Annotated in this window: 16 protein-coding genes; 11 read left to right on the forward strand and 5 right to left on the reverse strand. The window is 70.7% G+C overall.

Annotated features, from left to right (window positions below; translation table 11 throughout):
• Positions 1–76 precede the first annotated feature (76 nt).
• The 4 genes from ACWD4O_RS17355 to ACWD4O_RS17370 all read right to left on the reverse strand — a co-directional run bounded on the left by ACWD4O_RS17355 (position 77) and on the right by ACWD4O_RS17370 (position 2,826).
• Positions 77–934, reverse strand: a complete 858-nt coding sequence (locus tag ACWD4O_RS17355) for a fumarylacetoacetate hydrolase family protein (RefSeq protein ID WP_451280639.1) — start codon at positions 932–934, stop codon at positions 77–79.
• Between the two features lie 171 nt (positions 935–1,105).
• Positions 1,106–1,807 (reverse strand): YidC/Oxa1 family membrane protein insertase, encoded by a 702-nt coding sequence (locus ACWD4O_RS17360; RefSeq protein ID WP_451280640.1) that lies wholly within the window; start codon positions 1,805–1,807, stop codon positions 1,106–1,108.
• A 109-nt stretch (positions 1,808–1,916) separates the two neighbouring features.
• Entirely contained in the window at positions 1,917–2,228 is a 312-nt protein-coding gene (locus ACWD4O_RS17365; protein WP_351911707.1) for a DUF6412 domain-containing protein, read from the reverse strand.
• Between the two features lie 61 nt (positions 2,229–2,289).
• On the reverse strand, positions 2,290–2,826 hold the full coding sequence (locus ACWD4O_RS17370; RefSeq protein ID WP_451280642.1) for a winged helix-turn-helix transcriptional regulator: 537 nt from the start codon (positions 2,824–2,826) through the stop codon (positions 2,290–2,292).
• Between the two features lie 183 nt (positions 2,827–3,009).
• Between ACWD4O_RS17370 and ACWD4O_RS17375 the strand changes: the two genes are divergently transcribed.
• The 3 genes from ACWD4O_RS17375 to ACWD4O_RS17385 all read left to right on the forward strand — a co-directional run bounded on the left by ACWD4O_RS17375 (position 3,010) and on the right by ACWD4O_RS17385 (position 5,588).
• Positions 3,010–4,362: an MFS transporter gene (locus tag ACWD4O_RS17375; RefSeq protein WP_451280644.1), complete on the forward strand. Its 1,353-nt coding sequence runs from the start codon at positions 3,010–3,012 to the stop codon at positions 4,360–4,362.
• A gap of 94 nt (positions 4,363–4,456) precedes the next feature.
• The gene (locus ACWD4O_RS17380; RefSeq protein WP_451280645.1) at positions 4,457–5,212 is read left to right on the forward strand and encodes a hypothetical protein; all 756 of its coding nucleotides are present in this window, start codon (positions 4,457–4,459) and stop codon (positions 5,210–5,212) included.
• Positions 5,205–5,588: a GntR family transcriptional regulator gene (locus tag ACWD4O_RS17385; protein ID WP_351911711.1), complete on the forward strand. Its 384-nt coding sequence runs from the start codon at positions 5,205–5,207 to the stop codon at positions 5,586–5,588. The genes ACWD4O_RS17380 and ACWD4O_RS17385 overlap by 8 nt, the downstream gene beginning before the upstream one ends.
• Before the next feature lie 17 nt (positions 5,589–5,605).
• On the opposite strand, the gene ACWD4O_RS17390 is transcribed toward ACWD4O_RS17385, so the two are convergent.
• Positions 5,606–6,403, reverse strand: coding sequence for a class E sortase (locus ACWD4O_RS17390; RefSeq protein ID WP_451280647.1), 798 nt, complete (start codon positions 6,401–6,403; stop codon positions 5,606–5,608).
• A gap of 259 nt (positions 6,404–6,662) precedes the next feature.
• Between ACWD4O_RS17390 and ACWD4O_RS17395 the strand changes: the two genes are divergently transcribed.
• From ACWD4O_RS17395 to ACWD4O_RS17430, 8 genes are all read left to right on the forward strand, one after another.
• Positions 6,663–8,138, forward strand: coding sequence for a beta-1,6-galactanase (locus tag ACWD4O_RS17395; protein WP_451280648.1), 1,476 nt, complete (start codon positions 6,663–6,665; stop codon positions 8,136–8,138).
• Positions 8,139–8,236: 98 nt separating this feature from the next.
• A complete protein-coding gene (locus ACWD4O_RS17400) occupies positions 8,237–9,247 on the forward strand; it encodes an SEC-C domain-containing protein (RefSeq protein WP_451280650.1) in 1,011 nt (336 codons plus the stop codon).
• A gap of 143 nt (positions 9,248–9,390) precedes the next feature.
• Positions 9,391–9,879, forward strand: coding sequence for a hypothetical protein (locus ACWD4O_RS17405; RefSeq protein ID WP_451280652.1), 489 nt, complete (start codon positions 9,391–9,393; stop codon positions 9,877–9,879).
• 437 nt (positions 9,880–10,316) lie between these two features.
• Entirely contained in the window at positions 10,317–10,832 is a 516-nt protein-coding gene (locus ACWD4O_RS17410; protein ID WP_451280654.1) for an RICIN domain-containing protein, read from the forward strand.
• Positions 10,833–11,081: 249 nt separating this feature from the next.
• On the forward strand, positions 11,082–11,927 hold the full coding sequence (locus ACWD4O_RS17415) for a hypothetical protein (protein ID WP_451280656.1): 846 nt from the start codon (positions 11,082–11,084) through the stop codon (positions 11,925–11,927).
• A 105-nt stretch (positions 11,928–12,032) separates the two neighbouring features.
• On the forward strand, positions 12,033–13,247 hold the full coding sequence (locus ACWD4O_RS17420) for a hypothetical protein (RefSeq protein ID WP_451280658.1): 1,215 nt from the start codon (positions 12,033–12,035) through the stop codon (positions 13,245–13,247).
• Positions 13,244–15,127: a DEAD/DEAH box helicase gene (locus tag ACWD4O_RS17425; protein ID WP_451280659.1), complete on the forward strand. Its 1,884-nt coding sequence runs from the start codon at positions 13,244–13,246 to the stop codon at positions 15,125–15,127. The genes ACWD4O_RS17420 and ACWD4O_RS17425 overlap by 4 nt, the downstream gene beginning before the upstream one ends.
• On the forward strand, positions 15,124–16,065 hold the full coding sequence (locus tag ACWD4O_RS17430; protein ID WP_451280661.1) for a protein NO VEIN domain-containing protein: 942 nt from the start codon (positions 15,124–15,126) through the stop codon (positions 16,063–16,065). Before ACWD4O_RS17425 ends, ACWD4O_RS17430 begins: the two co-directional genes overlap by 4 nt.
• The last annotated feature ends 6 nt before the right edge of the window (positions 16,066–16,071 follow it).

The following is a 16,071-nucleotide window of genomic DNA, read 5'->3' on the forward strand; positions in this document are numbered from 1 at the left end:
GGGAACTGCGCGACCAGCCACCGACGGCCTTGGCGTCGACGAACAGCCGCAGTTCCCCGGCCCCACAGCGGAGCGCTTACGCGTCTTTGAATTCCTGGCGTTGCCGGCCCAACCCGGAGATCTCCAGCTCGACGACATCCCCGGCCCGCAGGTACGGCTTCGGCTCAGGCGCCCCCAGCGCCACCCCCGCCGGCGTCCCAGTGTTGATGACGTCACCGGGGTACAGCGTCATGAACTGGCTGACATACCGCACGACCTCCCCCACCGGGAAGATCTGCTCGGCGGTCGTGCCGTCCTGCTTCAGCTCCCCGTTGACCCAGAGTTTCAGGGAAAGCCCCTGCGGGTCGCCGACCTCGTCCGCCGTGACGAGCCACGGCCCCAGCGGATTGAACGTCTCGCAGTTCTTGCCCTTGTCCCAGGTCCCGCCCCGCTCGAGCTGGAACTCCCGCTCGGACACATCGTGCGCGACGGCGTACCCGGCGACATGCGCGAGGCCTTCCTCCGCCGACTCCAGGTAGCGGGCGGTACGTCCGATGACGACCGCCAGCTCCACCTCCCAGTCGGTCTTGGCGGACCGGCGCGGAACGAGCACGGTGTCGTACGGGCCGACGACCGTGTCCGCCGCCTTGAAGAAGACGACGGGCTCGGGCGGCGGCTCGGCCCCGGTCTCGCGAGCGTGGTCGTGGTAGTTGAGCCCGATGCACACGATCTTGCCGATCCGTGCCAGCGGCGGCCCGATCCGCAGCCCGGTCGCGTCCAGCGCCGGCAGCTCCCCCGACTCGGCGGCGGCCCGGACCCGGCCGAGCGCGGCCTCGTCGGCGAGCAGCGTGCCGTCGACGTCCGGGACGACCCCGGAGAGATCCCGCAGAATCCCCTCGGGGTCGAGCAGCGCGGGGCGCTCCGCTCCCGCCGTACCGACTCGCAGCAGCTTCATGGTGACTGTCTCCCTCGATCGCGAGCGCCGTCCGACGGGTGCAGCCATCGGATGACTGGTCGATCCTCCAAGCTGGACGTCCGCTCCGCAATACCCGGTTCACGTACTGGACCGTCACCGGCGCCGCCCGGTCCCGGCACCGCTCCCGGCACCCGTCCCGGCCCCGTCCCGTCAGCGGTACAGGAATGCCCGTTCGACCGCGCTCCACGTCGTGCTGGTGATCACGTACAGCGCCGCGGCCAGCGGTACGACGGCCACGGTGACCAGCGTGAAGAAGGACAGGAACGGCATCACCTTGGTGACCGTGCCGAGCCCGGGCACCTCCTGACCGGCGGCGGGCTGGGGCAGCGGCGTCCGATTCGCCCGGACGAAGTTGAAGGACGCGACGGCCGCGACGACGGCGAACAGCCCGAGGTAGACCAGCCCGGCCGCGCCGAACATCCCGTCGCCGGTCAGCGCGTCCGTCCAGCGGCCGCCGAGGGGCGCGGCGAACAGCTCGTGGCTGAGCAGTTCGTTGCTCGCGCCGCCGATCGAGGAGCTGGAGAAGAGGTGGTAGAGGAGGAAGAAGGCGGGCAGCTGGCAGAGGCTGGGCAGCAGTCCGGACAGCGGCGACACCTTTTCCTCGGCGTGCAGCTCCAGCACCGCCCGCTGGAGCCTCTCGGGGTTCTTGGCGTGCTTCTTGCGCAGTTCGGCGATCCTCGGCTGCAACGCCGTCCGGGCCTTCTGCCCGCGGGCGGCCGCCCGGGACAGGGGGTGGACGAGGAGCCGTACGAGCGCGGTGAACAGGACGATCGCCGCGGCCGCGGCGGCGGCGCCGAACAGGGGCTGGAGCAGGTCCGCGAGCTGCTCGACCAAACTGGCGAAAACGGACATGGGTGAGGAGCCCTCCGGGGGTCTCGTCGTGCCGGACGTCGACTTCGTGGCGGCATGACGACCCGCGCGGGGTCACGGAGTTGAGCCGGGCGGGCCGGCGAAGGGTGCCCTACGCGACGGTCGTCGGGAGGGCGTGACCGGGGGCCCTGGGGCGGGGCCGGCCCGAGGCGTCGGGGTCGCGTTGCGGCAGGAAGGCCGTCCGCCTGGCCCGGTCCCTGATGGCCGTACGCACCCGGGTGGGCGGGACGGCGGGGGCGCTGCGGGCGGCGACGAGCGTGCAGACGGCGAGCGCGGAACCGGCGGCGGCGGTCGCGGCGAGCGCGACGGCGGCGGAGAGGCCGCCGGCGTCCAGCAGCAGGACGTCCACGAGGAGGACGAACAGGAGCAGGGCGGGGCGCGGCACGAACCGACTGCGCGTCACGTTCCCTCCCTTCCCTCGGCCCTCGGCCCTCGGCCCGTGGTCCTCGGTTCTCGGTCCTTGGTTATACCTGACCGGCCGGATCCGTTTCGAGCGGCTCCAGGAGCTTCTTCGGCTTCAGCAGCGCCCGGCTCACCGGATCCGCCGGGTCGGGGTCGGCCCCCGGTCCCGGCACCATGAGGACGTCCGGGACCGGCACGACAGTTCCGCAGACGGGACATTCGCCGTACGGGCCCAGCTCGGTGCCGCAGTCCGCGTGCCGGAAGATCCGCAGCTGGGCCTCGCCGAAGTGCTGACGGCCCCACAGTCCGAGCGAGCGCAGGGTCGGCCACAGGGCCGTGCCGCGGTCGGTGACGATGTACTCGTCGCGCGGCGGGGACTGCTGGTACCGGCGCTTCTCGAGGATGCCCTCGGCGGTCAGCGCCTGGAGGCGGGCGGCCAGGACGGCGCGCGGGATGCCCAGGTGGACGAGGAAGTCGTTGTAGCGCCGGACGCCGTAGAGCGCGTCGCGGACGACGAGGAGCGTCCAGCGCTCGCCGACGATCTCCAGTGCCCGAGCGATCGAGCACTCCTGTGTCGCGTAGTCCTTGCCGAGTGCCATGACGTCCACTGTAACCAGTTTCCGACCGTAGGTTCAATGAACGAACCTACCGTGCTAGCCTTCCGACACATGAGTGGGTTCATTGAACGAACTAAGCTTCCGGAGCGCGACGCGCGGGCCGAACGGGGTGTGCGGGCCGAGCGAGGCATGCAGGGCGTGCAGGGTGCGCAAGGTGCGCGGGGCATGGGGGCCGAGCCGGTGCCCGCGTCCCGCCCCGGCGCCACCCTCGCCGTGACCAGCGCGGCCACCGCCCTCGCGCTGATGACCTACACCGCCCCGGCGGTCACGCTCGTGGACACCGCCGCCGAGCTGCACACCGCGCCGTCGGCCCAGGCCTGGCTGCTGAACGGCACCCCGCTGGGACTGGCCGCGGTGCTGCTGGTGGCGGGCAGCCTGGCCGACGACCACGGCCGGCGCCGGGTGTTCGTGTGGGGGACGCTCGCCCTCGCCCTCACCACCCTGCTGGGCGGCCTCGCGACGACGACCCTGCAGTTCACGCTGACCCGGGTCGCGCAGGGCGCGTCCAGCGCGGCGCTGCTCGCGAGCAGCCTGGGCCTGCTGGTGCACGCCTTCCCGGCCCCGCGCGACCGACTGCGGGCGACCGGGGTGTGGGGGGCGTTCGTCAGCGCGGGCATCGCGGTGAGCCCGCCGCTCAGCGGCTCGCTGCCCGACTGGCGGCTGGTCTACTGGCTGCTGGGCGCGGCCACCCTGCTGGTCGCCGTCGTCGCCTCCGGCGTCCTGACGGAGTCCCGCTCCCCGCGCGGCGGCCGCCCGGACCTGCTCGGCGCGAGCGCCTTCGGAGCGGCGACGGTCGCCCTGATCGCGGCGCTGACCCTCGGCCGGGACGGCTGGCTGCGGGCGCCGGTGGGGCTGTTGCTGCTGGCGTCGGCGGTGCTGCTGACCGCGTTCGTGCTGGTGGAACGGCGGACGGCGACCCCGATGATCGACCTGGGCCTGCTCCGCAGAGCGGACTTCGTGGCCTCCTCGCTCGGCGGGCTGGTGACCGGCCTGGCGGTGATCGGCCTGTTCACGTTCCTGCCGACCGTGCTGCAGCGGACGCTCGACATGTCCCCGATGGCCACGGCCTGGCTGTTCCTGCTCTGGTCCGGCCTGTCCTTCCTCGTCGCCCTCCAGGCCCGCCGACTGGCCGGCCGCGTCGCACCGCGCACCCAACTCGCCCTCGGCTTCGCCCTGCACGCGGTGGGCACGCTGACCCTGCTCGGCGCGGTGGACGCGGGTTCCTGGCGCCGGATGCTGCCGGGCCTCGTCCTCGCGGGCATCGGCAGCGGCCTGCTGAACGCCGCGCTGCCCCACCTCGCGGTGGAGTCGGTGCCGACGGCCCGGGCGGCCATGGGCTCGGGGGCCCAGCAGACGCTGCGGTACGTCGGCTCCTGCGCGGGCGTGGCCCTGACGATCGCCATCGCGACCGGCACCGGCGGCGGCCTCGCCCACGGCGCGGACCTGGCGATGACGGTGTCCGCGGGACTGGCGACGCTGGGCGCGGTGGGGGTGATGGCGGTACGGGGGCGGGGGTGACGCGGGCACGCTTGTATCAAGGGTTTGACACAAGATCTCGCTCACGGCATCTTGTACTCACCCTTTGATACAAGTGCTCACCGGGGGATCCGACATGCTCGACACCGTCTCGCCCGAAAGACTCCTGGCCCGTGCCGACCTCTGCGCCCGCTGGGCCGGACTGGCCCTGGGCTTCGTCGTCGTCCAACAGCTGCTCACCATGGGCGGCGACGAGCTCGCCATGCCCTTCGTCTCCGCGGTCACCGCCTTCGGTCTGTGCGCCGTCGGCGGGGTCCTGCTCGGCGACTCCCTCACGCCCGCCCCGCAGGAAGCGGTCCGCACCGCCGGGCTCGCCCCGCGCCGGGTCCGGGACCACGTGCCGCCTCGCATGGCCCCGCTGCTCGTCTTCCAGACGGCCTGCATCGTCGTCCTGCTGACGATCGGGGCCGCCGCGGCCTCCCCCGACAAGGCCGGCCGGACGGGCCGCAGCCTCGCCGTCACCTGCTCCACCGTGACCAGACACCTCGGCCCGTGGCCCGGCCTCTACTACGCCGCCCCGGTCCTCGTCTCCCTCACCCTCGGCACCGCCGCCTGCGTCTGGTCCCTGCGCCGGATCGCCCACCGCCCCGGGGACAACCAACAGCGCCACGACCGCAGTTGGGCGATCACCGGAGCCTGGGGACTGCTGGTCTCCAGCCAGCTGCTGCTCGTCGTCGGGATGATCGCGCGAGTGCTGTTCTACTCGAAGTGCGCCGGAATGCTGGGCAACGTCACGGCCCTGGTGATCTACCCCCTCGGCCTGCTGAGCCTCTTCGCCCTCGGGTGGTCCCTGTTCACCATCGTCGCGCCCCGGGCCGTGGACGATGAGTGAACCCGCCGTCCGCGTCGACACCACCAGCCAGGTGCCGCCGTACGAGCAGATCCGCGCCCAGTTGGCCTCGCTGATCGTCACCGGCAGGCTGGTGGAGGGTGAACGCCTGCCGACCGTACGGCAGTTGGCCGCCGACCTGGGCCTGGCGCCGGGCACTGTGGCCCGCGCCTACCGTGAGCTGGAGGCCGCCGAGCTGATCCGCACCCGCCGGGGCGCGGGCACCCGGGTCGCGGCCCTCCCCGCCGAACCCCAGCACCCGGACGCCGACCGGCTCACCACCCTGGCCCGCGACTTCACCTCGGCGGCACGCGCCCTGGGCGCCGGCACCGAGACCATCCTGAACGCGGTACGGGAGGCTCTGGAACAGCGGTCGTAGGTCTGGAAAGAGCCGGCTCAGGACTTCGGCTTCGTCGAGGTCAGTTCCCCCCAGACCACCAGCCGATAGCGCGAGGTGTACTCGGGCGTGCAGGTGGTGAGGGTGAGATAGCGGCCGGGGGCGTCGTAGCCGTAGGCGGGCTTGGTGAGGGAACGGGGCACGGGCCGGATGACGCCCGAGTCGCGGGGTGAGGTCTGCGGCAGGATCTCGTCGACGGTGTAGACGTAGGTCGCGTTCCTGGTCTCCACCTCCACCTTGTCGCCCTTCTTGAGGCGGTTGAGGTACCGGAAGGGCTCACCGTGCGTGTTGCGGTGCCCGGCGACCGCGAAGTTCCCGTTCTGGCCCGGCTGTTGGGTGCCGGCGTAGTGGCCGACGTACCCCTTGTTGAGGACCTTCTGCTTGCTGGTGCCCTCGGCGACGGGGACCCGGAGGTCGAGGCGGGGGATGCGGAGGACGGCGTAAGCCTGGGACGACTGCCGACTGCCGCCACCGGAGTCGTCTCTCGTGCCACTGCCGTCACCGTCGCTGTCACTGTCACTGTCACTGTTTTTCTTGCTGTCGCCGGCGTTGTCGCCGCTGCCGTCGGTATCGGCGCCGGTGTCGGTGCCGGGGGCTGCCTCCCACTCCCGTTCCAGCGCCTCGACCCGCCGCTCGGCGCCGTCCTTCGCCTCCCGGTTGGTCCACCACAGCTGATGGACGACGAGGAGCAGGACCAACACCCCGGCGGTGACGAGGAGTTCCGCACCGCTCCACAGCACCCGCCGGTACCGGGCGCGCCGTCGCCGGGTGCTGTGCTGTACGAGGGGAATGCGCACGCGGGCACGATAAGGGCAAGGGAACGAGGTCTCCAGAGCGGCGCCCGTACGACCTGGCCGTTCGCCCCCTCGAACCCGTGCGGAGCCAGTTACCGAACCGGGTGCGGAACCGGGTGCGGAACCGGGTGCGGAGTCGACCCCTCCCCCTTTCTCCACAGGTTGGAGAAAGGGCTGTCAGAACTCTCGACAACCCCAGGCGCCACCCCCGATGCTTCGATTCGGCCGAACGGGACCGGCCACGAATCGGAGTGGAGTGACCATGATCCGACGTAGAACACTGCTGGCCGCCTCCGGCGGTGCACTGTTCGGAAGCGCCCTAGCCGCAGGCACAGCTCACGCCGACGCGACGATCTCCGTCAACCCGTCGACGACGTACGGAACTTGGGAAGGCTGGGGCACCTCCCTGGCCTGGTGGGCGAACGTCTTCGGCGCCCGGGACGACTTCGCCGACATCTTCTTCACGACCAACTCGGTGTCCTACAACGGCAAGACCCTGCCCGGCCTCGGCCTGAACATCGCCCGCTACAACCTGGGCGCGTGCAGCTGGAACTCGGTGAGCGGCTCGAGCATGGTGGCTTCCGCCAACATCCCCGGCTTCAAGCAGATCGAGGGCTTCTGGCAGGACTGGAACAACGAGGACCCGACGTCCTCGGCCTGGGACTGGACGGCGGACGCCGCCCAGCGCGCGATGCTCCAGAAGGCGACGGCGCGCGGCGCGACGACCGAGCTCTTCGCCAACTCCCCCATGTGGTGGATGTGCCTGAACCACAACCCGTCCGGCGCGTCGGACGGCGGCAACAACCTCCAGTCCTGGAACTACCGCCAGCACGCCTCCCACCTGGCGGCCGTGGCCCTCTACGCCAAGAACAACTGGGGCGTGAACTTCGCGACGGTCGACCCCTTCAACGAGCCGTCGTCGTCCTGGTGGACGGCGGCCGGCACGCAGGAGGGCTGCCATATGGACGCGACCGTCCAGTCGGCCGTACTTCCGTACATGCGCAGCGAGTTGGACAAGCGCGGTCTGACGGCGACGAAGATCTCGGCGTCGGACGAGACGAACTACGACCTCGCCCGCACCACCTGGAACTCCTTCTCGTCGACGACGAAGGGGTATGTGAACCGGGTCAACGTCCACGGGTACCAGGGCTCGGGCGGCCGCCGCGACCTGCTCTACACCGACGTGGTGACGACGGCCGGCAAGGCGTTGTGGAACTCGGAGACGGGCGACAACGACGGCACGGGCCTGTCGATGGCGAGCAACCTGCTCTACGACTTCCGCTGGCTGCACCCGACGGCCTGGGTCTACTGGCAGGTCATGGACCCGTCGACGAACTGGGCGATGATCGCGTACGACGCGAGCACGCTGGCGGCGGGCGCCGTCACGACGAAGTACTACGTGATGGCCCAGTTCAGCCGTCACATCCGCCCCGGCATGACGATCCTCGACACGGGCGTCAGCTACGCGGCGGCGGCGATCGACAAGACGGCGAAGCGCCTGGTGATCGTGGCGGCGAACACCTCCACCTCGGCCCAGACCCTCACCTTCGACCTCTCCCGCTTCACGACGGTGACGGGCGGCTCGTCCGGCCTGGTCCCCCGCTGGAACACGGTGACGAGCGGAACGGGCGACCTCTACACGGCCCGCTCGGACACCTACCTCAGCGGAAAGACGATCAGCGTGCCGTTCGCGGCGGGCGCGGTGCAGACGCTCCAGGTGGACGGAGTGACGATCTAGCTCGGCTGGGAGCGCTGAGGCAGGCCCGATGCCTGCCCCGGCTCCCCTGGCCTGCAGATATCTCTCCTTTGTCACCCGGCGGCGCTACCGTGTCCCCCATGCGCCCCGACACGCCTGCCGAGAACGTCGACCACACCACCGAAGCGGCACGCCTGGAGCGGACCGCCGGCCTGTATCCCGAGGACGCGGAAGCCCTGCTGCTGCAGGCCGCGGCCCATCTGGAACTGGCCGGCGACCGCCCCGCCGCGACGACCCTCTACGACCGTCTGCTGTCCGCCCCCGAGGGGCTGGACAACGTCCATCTGGTCCGAGCGCTGAAGGCCTCGAACCTGTGGGAGTACGGCCACGAGGCGGAGGCCCGAGCGATCATCGACGGCATCCGCGCCGCGGCGCCCCGCGACCCGGCCCCCTGGGTGATCGTCGCGGAGTCGCTGGAATCCCACGACGAGCTGGAAGCGGCGCAGGAGACGTTCACGGAGGGGACGACGGCACTCCTCACGAACGGGGCGGAGCCCCCGCACGCATCCCACCCCCTCCTCTTCGGCCGCCACCGCGTACGCCGCATGCTGGGCGCCGCCCACGACGACTGGGACGTCCTCGCGGACACCCTCCACTCCTCCCCCGTCTCCCTGGACGAGCTCCACGACCCCAAGCGCGTCTGGTCCCTGGGCTCGGACAACCCGGCGGAACTGGAGGCGGAGATCTCCCGCCTGCGCGCCGAACTGGGCGCATACCGCGAGGAACTGTCCCGACCGTTCCCGGTCGCGGTCCTGCACTGGCCGACGGGCGAACTGGCGGAACTGGTGGCCGCGTACCCGACGCTGGGGGAGGAGTACCCCTCCCACGAGGAGCACCTGGCAGGCATAGAGGAGTCGCTGACCGAACTCGCCGCCTCGGGCACGGCCAACCTCGGCATCGTCACCGGCACAGTGCCGTCCTACGAGGCCTTCGCGGCTTCGGAGGGCACGTCCCCCGCCGACTCGGACCTGCTGCCGCAGTACGCGACGACGCTGGCGGCGCGAGGGCGGGCTGTGGCTTGGCCTCCGGAGCGGGGGGCTGGGTGTTGGTGCGGGTCGGGGTCGGCCTATGAGAGCTGCCACGGGGCCTAAGCGGTACGGGAGGGGGCGTCGTCGCCTCACCCGGATTCGCCGGATTCGTCGATCCGTCGACCGACGAGGGGCGTTGACGGTTCAATGGCGTGGCTGAAGATCCGTCACTCAACCGGTCATGGGGGCTCTGGATGTTGTCGGAAGTGTTGGTCGCGCTTGCCGCTTCGGGCGGAACGGCAGTGGTGACGGCGGCGGGAACAGACGCCTGGGGCGAGACCAGGACGACGGTGGCCCGGCTCCTGGGCCGAGACGGCCAACGGGAAGAGGCGGTGCTCCAGCGCCTCGACCGGACGGCCGCCGACCTCGCCCAGGCAGCCGCCGCAGACGCACAGGGAGAGCTGGAACGGCTGCGCGCCGACGAGTCCGGGTCCTGGACGACACGTTTCCGGGACCTCCTCCAGGACCTCCCGGAGGAGGAAAGGAAGGCAGCCGCCAGGCAGCTGGAGTCGCTGGTCAAGCACGTCCTGCAGCACGGCCCCAACTCCGGCGCCTCCGCCTCGGCCGGCGACGGTGGCGTGGCGGTCGTAGGCGGCGACGTGACGGTCAGGGCGACACACGGGTCGATGGCCGCCGCCGTGGTCCACGGAGGCATGCACATGGACCCTCCGCAGCCGGGGCCGGCCCAGGACTGACCGCCCCCGGCTTGTCAGGTCCACAGCGAGGCAGCCGCAGCGCGCTTCTGGAACGACTGCGGCACGTTCTGAGCTTCGGCGCGCCCAGCACCAGCACCAGCAGTGAGGCGAGGGCCCCACAGACCGCCGCCGCCCACACCACCGCCGTCGCCTCCCACGGGGGCGTGGCAATCGGCCACGTCGACCGCGTCGACATCCGCGAGCGACGTGCCCGGCGCGTGCGGCTGCTGATAGTCCCCATCGTGGTGACGGCCGGAACGATCACGGCCATCGCCCTCCTACCGGACGCACGGGACTCACCCCCTCAGACGGCCCCGGACCGAACCTCTCCGGCACCTTCGCTCTCGACATCGACGTCGGCGCCGCCTTCCGGATCGCCGTCCGCCACCAGCTCCCCGTCGGCGTCTGCCGCGCACGCGACCGACTCCGCGGAGGCGGTGGCCAAGCCGGTACAAACGAATGCCGGGAGCACCCGTGACGCCGGGACCCCGTCCTCCGAGAAGTCCGAGGCCGCCACCCTCTCCCCGGCTTCCGCGTCGACCCTCCGCAACACCTCCAACGGCCAGTGCGTCTTCGGCGACGAGGACGACATCTACCCCGGCTTCGGAACCTGCAGTTCCAGCGACACGTACGCGTGGACGTTGCGCTCCACAGCCAGCGGCACCTTCGAGCTGGTCAACCGGGCAAGCGGCAAATGCCTGTCGGCGCCGTTCAACAACGACTACGCGGCCCAGCTGGAAGCCTGCGCCGGCCCCGGCGGAACCGGCTACGTGCAATGGCAGTTCGGGGCGACCACCTCAGCAGGCAAGACCCTGAAGAACACGACGACCGGACACTGCCTGGTAATCGCCGCCCCCGCCTTCGGCGGCGCGAAGCAGGTGATGGTGACCACGTGTGATGACGGCGAGCCCGAACAGTTGTGGAGGACGGGCGGGACGGCTGCCAGTGGCTAACGGTGGCTGACAGTGCTTCGCCCAGGGGCGTTGACCTGCCCCGAGAGCAGTCGTCGTCTTCGCATGCCGCTTGCCCTGCCCGTTGCGTGCGTCTGATCATGAGTACGCATCGCAGCATGCCGGGAACCGTCAGAATGGGAGGACGCAGACCGGTTCGTATGCCTGCGGGTGCGTATGGCTGCGGGTGGGTATGCCGGTCTGCCTCGCGCCGGGCGTCACGGCCGCGAAGAACAGGGGGGTTTAAGCAGTATGGAAACCGACGATGCGGCGCCCTGCCGCCATGCGGGAGTGCCGCCGACCGCCGTGGTGGGCTCTGTGGTCCGCCTCATCGAGAACTTGGGGGCGCATCCCGAGCTGCTCGCCAGTCATGGGCTGAGCCAGCAGGAGTTCGCAGCCGCCCTGCCCGCCGCCATCGAGCAGATCCGGGGCCGCAAGAGCGCCGGGATCGCCGACCGCCGTGAGTTCGTGACGGCGATGCTGCAGGGGCTCGTGGACAGGGGAGTCGCCACGGCGCTCGAGGTGCCGAAGCCGGGGGACGACACCGTCTACCGGCTGGCGGTCAAGGGGCTCGGGAATGTGGCGATCATCCAGAAGGGCGCCCCCGACGGCGTGCACAGCAGCGTGAACTGGACAGTCCCCGACTGGGCGCAGGAGGCCTACCTCTGGTGGGTCAGCGACGGTATGACGCGCAACCCCGGCAGTGACGTGGTCAAGGGCGTCGGCCGGCTGCGCAAGGTGTTCTTCGAGGATCCCCGCAGGACGCTGGACGGAGTGATCTTCCAGAGCGGTCTGTGCGGCACCGCCGGTCGACGCTGCCCCAAGTCGGAGTACGCCGCGGACTTCGGCGGCCAGAGCGTGCCGCCGCCGTGCGTCTACGTGATGCCGGACCACACGTCGGAGGGATCGTCCTGGAACTGGGACGGCGCCACCCGGCGACAGTTCCCCGAACTGCTGCTCGGCGCCTTCGGCATCCCTGCGGACAAGGCCTCCCTCTTCACCGGCCACGTGGGGTTCCAGAACGGCGAGCGCGCGACCAAGCGCACGGTGATCACCTCGCGGTTCGGCCCCGCCCAAGTCACTACGTTCAGGAGCTGAGCTGTGCACATTCCCCTGGGAGACCCCGACCGCCGCTCCTTCCTGGCCGCGCGTCAGGAGATAGGGCATGTCCCGCTGTCGGCTTGGCCGCGAACGAGCAACAGCATGCGTCTCGTCGAGCTCGACACCGAGTGGGTCCGCTTCTCGACGCAGAACCACCGCACGAAGGCGGAGCAGCAACGAGAGGCCCAACAGCGCGGCCAGGACGACCTGTTCACCTCGGATCCCCTCGGTTCGGCCGCGCAAGAGCTGCAGTTCCTCATCCTGGCCGGGCAGTCGAAGTTCGACGAGCTGACGGGCGACCTTCTGGCGCGCGGCCAGAAGGAGCCGGCGATCGTCACGGCCGACGGCGTGCTGATCAACGGAAACCGCAGGACGGCCGCGCTGCGCACGCTCAAGCGCGACGGTCACCCGCAGTTCGGCTATGTGCGCTGCCTCGTCCTCCCCGCGGACGCGACCCCCGAGGAAATCCTGATCCTGGAAGCCGAGCTCCAGGTCGCGAAGGATTTCCGGGAGGACTACTCCTGGATCAACGAGGCGATGATGATCGCGGAGCTCTATGAGCTGTCGGGCCGCGACTGGGAGCGAACCGGCCAGCGCATGCACCGCAAGTCCGGCGAGGTGCGCACGCAGTACGAGAAGCTCCTGCTGGTGCACCAGTTGGTGAACCAGTCGCAGGGCACTCGGCTGCCCATCGACTTCACGGACAACGAGTCCGCGTTCGACGAGCTGGCCAAGCACATCCGCAACAAGCCGCGTGAAGAGGCCGAGGGAGTCAAGAACGCGTACTTCCTGGCCATAGTCTCCGGCGTCAACTACCGCCAGATGCGGCATCTGCGGTGCGAGGACGCGCAGTCACTGGTCAGCAGGGAACTCGAGAGCGAGCCCGCTCTCGAATCGGTGCTCGCCACCGCGAGCGGGGCGCACGCCGAAGCCGACGAGAACGACCCGCTGAGCGACCTCATGGGAGGCCACGAGCCTCAGGGGTCAGTCGTCGAGGACGTCCTCAGCCTGGTCCTCACCCACCGCCCCGAGGCCGTCGTGCAGTTGTCCGACGGCTCCGCCGTTCCCATGAAGAGGGTGCTGAGCAGTCTGTCCGGTGCGGTCAACGCCGCCGCGCGCGAGGCCGAGGAGAGCAACCGCGAGCAGAACACCGTGGACGCGCCGTTCCAGCGGGCGGAGAAGGCTCTGAAGGAGCTTGAGCGCATCCCCGCGCTGCTGGGCAGGGCGCGCTCCCACTCCGCATGGGACGAGGAGAAGTTCCAGGCCGAGATCGACCGGATCGACAAGCTCGTCGCGGAGCTCCGGGAGACTTCGTGATCTCTGCCGAGCTGGAACTGCACAACCGTCCGGTCGTCGTCCTGCGCCGGCACGAGGGCGCGAACGCCGGCGCCTGGGCACTCCTGGAGGAAGCCCTGCAGCGAGGGGTCGTAGGCGGCTCGCATGACGTGATCGAATCCCGCGTCGACGTCTTCTTCGCCGAACTGGAAGCCGTCGCGGACGCACGTCGGCGCTTCCGCCAGCCCATCGACTTCGGCGACGAGCTCACTCGGCAGCTGCGCGCGCTCGCCGAGGACCGCAAGAAGCGGGACAGGGTCCTGGACGGCGTGTCGGCTGCCGTCCCGGGCGACTTGACGGCCGAGCTCGTCGCGGCCGGGTTCCGACGCGAGCTGAAGCCATTCCAGCTGGAGAACCTGGCACGGCTGACGAGCCTCCCGCACGGCGCCGACTTCTCGGTTCCCGGCGCGGGCAAGACGACGGTCGCGCTCGCCGGGTTCGCGCTGAACCGGGCGCGCGGCGAGGTCGAGCAGCTCCTGGTGATCGGGCCCATCGCCGCTTTTCAGGCGTGGAAGGAGGATGCGGCCGCGTGCCTGAGCCCGGAGCCGGTGCTGGAGGTCCACACCGGACCGCGCACCCTGCTGCGGGACGATCTGGACATCCTGGTGACCAATTACAACCGGGTGGCGTCTGACTACGACCGTATACGCGCCTACGTCAGCCGCCGTCCGACCCAGGTCGTGCTCGACGAGGCGCATCGCATCAAGAAGGGCGAGGCCGGAGTGCACGGCCGTGCCGTGCTCGACCTCGCCTTCGCCGCCCGTCGGCGCGACGTGCTCACCGGCACGCCCGCACCGCAGGGGGCGAACGACCTGGTGGCGCCCATACGCTTCCTCTATCCCGGTCAGGACCGCAAGATCCTGCCCCGTGGCGCGTACACCGAGGCGAACGGTCGGGAACCCGACGTCGTCGCCGAGACCAGCGCCGCCATCCACCGGTACTTCGTCCGCACCCCGAAGTCCCGGCTGGGGCTGCCTCCCACCGAGTTCGAGATCGTCGCCGAGCCGATGGGAGACATCCAGAGGGCGATCTACGAGGCGCTGGAAGGCCGCTACCGGGGAGAGTTCGCGCTGGCGACGAAGGACCGGCGCGACTTCACCAGGCTCGGCCGGATCATGATGTACCTGCTCGAAGCCGCTACTAACCCGGCGCTGCTGGTCGCCGGCTCGGACGAGCACGACCAGTCGGAGTTCGCCCATCCACCGCTGGAAGTGCGCGGCGACGAGGCGCTCGCCGATCTGCTGCGGCAGTACGCCGCATACGAGTCGCCCTGGAAGTACCGCAGAGCCCGGCAGATCGTGGAAGAGGCGGCCGCCCGCGGCGAGAAGGTCCTGATCTGGTCGACCTTCGTGCGGAACCTGAAGCTGCTGAGCGGCGAGCTGAGGGAGTTCAACCCGGCGGTCGTCCACGGCGGGGTGCGTCCCGCCGACGGTGCGCCGCCCGGCGCGCTGACCAGGGACGCGGAATTCGACCGTTTCCGCAACGATCCCGAGTGCCTGGTGCTGCTGGCGAACCCCGCCGCCTGCGGCGAGGGCGTGAGCCTGCACCACTGGTGCCATCACGCCGTGTACCTCGACCGCACCTTCAACGCCGGCCACTACCTGCAGAGCCAGGACCGCATCCACCGGCTCGGCCTTCGCGACGACGTCGTCACCCGCTTCACTCTCCTGCTCAGCCAGGACAGCGTCGACGAGACGGTGAACGGCAGGCTCCGGGAGAAGATCGTCGTCCTGTCCCAGCTGATGAACGACCCCGGCCTGGTGGCGGCCGCCCTGCCCGAACCCGACACCGACGAGAGCGTCCCCGCCGTCATGGACGACGACGCGACGGCGCTCGTACGAGCGTTGCAGCGACGGTCATGAGGCTGCTCCCGAGCCACGGCCTGGCCTTCAGCACGCTGCTCTTGGCCCACGCCGCAGTCCGGGCCCCCCGGACCGACGTCGACGCATGGGCCCACGCGGCGGCCGACCACGCTCCCCACTGGGCTCGCTCGCTGGATCTGCGCGCGACGGCCCGTGCCCTCCTTCTGCACGACCTCGCCCAGCCGACCGACACGGGCGTACAGACGGCAGAGCAGCTGCACGCCGTGGCACTCCAGGAGTCGGGCGCCCTGCAGGCGGCGGCACGCGTGCTGCTGACGACCTCCCCTCCGGCCTGGCTGGCGCTGGCCGTCCGTTCCGGAACCGTCGTACGCGACTACATCCCGGCGGCCGACCTCAGAGCCCTCGCCTGGCTGGAGCCCGACCTGGACGCCTTGCTGCTCGACGCCGCCGCCCAGCAGCGCTGGGCAGACGAGGAGGCCTGGCGCGAGCGTCTGGGAGCGGCGGCTGAGGCGGCGGTCCTGTCCGCTCTGCGCCGAGCAGGCCGCGACGCCGTGCAGGTCTCCCTCGTCTCCGACGCCTACGGCTACGACATCGAGGTGCGCGATCCGCCTGTCGGACAGATCGAGGTAAAGGGCGCGGGGCCGGAGACCCGGGGAACGTTCCACATCACGCGCCATGAGTTCGAGACGTCTCAGCGTCGTCCCGACACCTGGCGCCTGATGCAGGTCGTCTTCCAATCTTCCGCGTTCAGCGCCGACGTCCTGGGCGCCGGACACATCGCGGAGGTGTTGCAGCTCACTCCGCGAGCACTGCGCGAGGTCGTCCCCGAGGACACTCGCGCCTTCGTCTGGGAGCAGTCCGCCCTGCTCACACCGCCCGCGACCGCCTGGAGGCCGGCGGACCTGACGCCGTCGGCGGACTTCAGCGCGGCCGGCCTGCGGCGCCAAGCCCTGCCAAGTCAGAGAGCGAGGCGCTGATCTTCG

The sequence above is a fragment of the Streptomyces sp. NPDC002623 genome, assembly GCF_053592635.1.

Excerpts from the sequence above, each read along its gene's own strand:
- ACWD4O_RS17415 (WP_451280656.1), top strand. The coding sequence starts at position 11,082 with ATGGAAACCGACGATGCGGCGCCCTGCCGCCATGCGGGAGTGCCGCCG.
- ACWD4O_RS17395 (WP_451280648.1), top strand. The coding sequence starts at position 6,663 with ATGATCCGACGTAGAACACTGCTGGCCGCCTCCGGCGGTGCACTGTTC.
- ACWD4O_RS17375 (WP_451280644.1), top strand. The coding sequence starts at position 3,010 with ATGGGGGCCGAGCCGGTGCCCGCGTCCCGCCCCGGCGCCACCCTCGCC.
- ACWD4O_RS17385 (WP_351911711.1), top strand. The coding sequence starts at position 5,205 with ATGAGTGAACCCGCCGTCCGCGTCGACACCACCAGCCAGGTGCCGCCG.
- ACWD4O_RS17370 (WP_451280642.1), bottom strand. The coding sequence starts at position 2,826 with ATGGCACTCGGCAAGGACTACGCGACACAGGAGTGCTCGATCGCTCGG.
- ACWD4O_RS17430 (WP_451280661.1), top strand. The coding sequence starts at position 15,124 with ATGAGGCTGCTCCCGAGCCACGGCCTGGCCTTCAGCACGCTGCTCTTG.
- ACWD4O_RS17420 (WP_451280658.1), top strand. The coding sequence starts at position 12,033 with ATGCGTCTCGTCGAGCTCGACACCGAGTGGGTCCGCTTCTCGACGCAG.
- ACWD4O_RS17360 (WP_451280640.1), bottom strand. The coding sequence starts at position 1,807 with ATGTCCGTTTTCGCCAGTTTGGTCGAGCAGCTCGCGGACCTGCTCCAG.
- ACWD4O_RS17400 (WP_451280650.1), top strand. The coding sequence starts at position 8,237 with ATGCGCCCCGACACGCCTGCCGAGAACGTCGACCACACCACCGAAGCG.
- ACWD4O_RS17380 (WP_451280645.1), top strand. The coding sequence starts at position 4,457 with ATGCTCGACACCGTCTCGCCCGAAAGACTCCTGGCCCGTGCCGACCTC.
- ACWD4O_RS17355 (WP_451280639.1), bottom strand. The coding sequence starts at position 934 with ATGAAGCTGCTGCGAGTCGGTACGGCGGGAGCGGAGCGCCCCGCGCTG.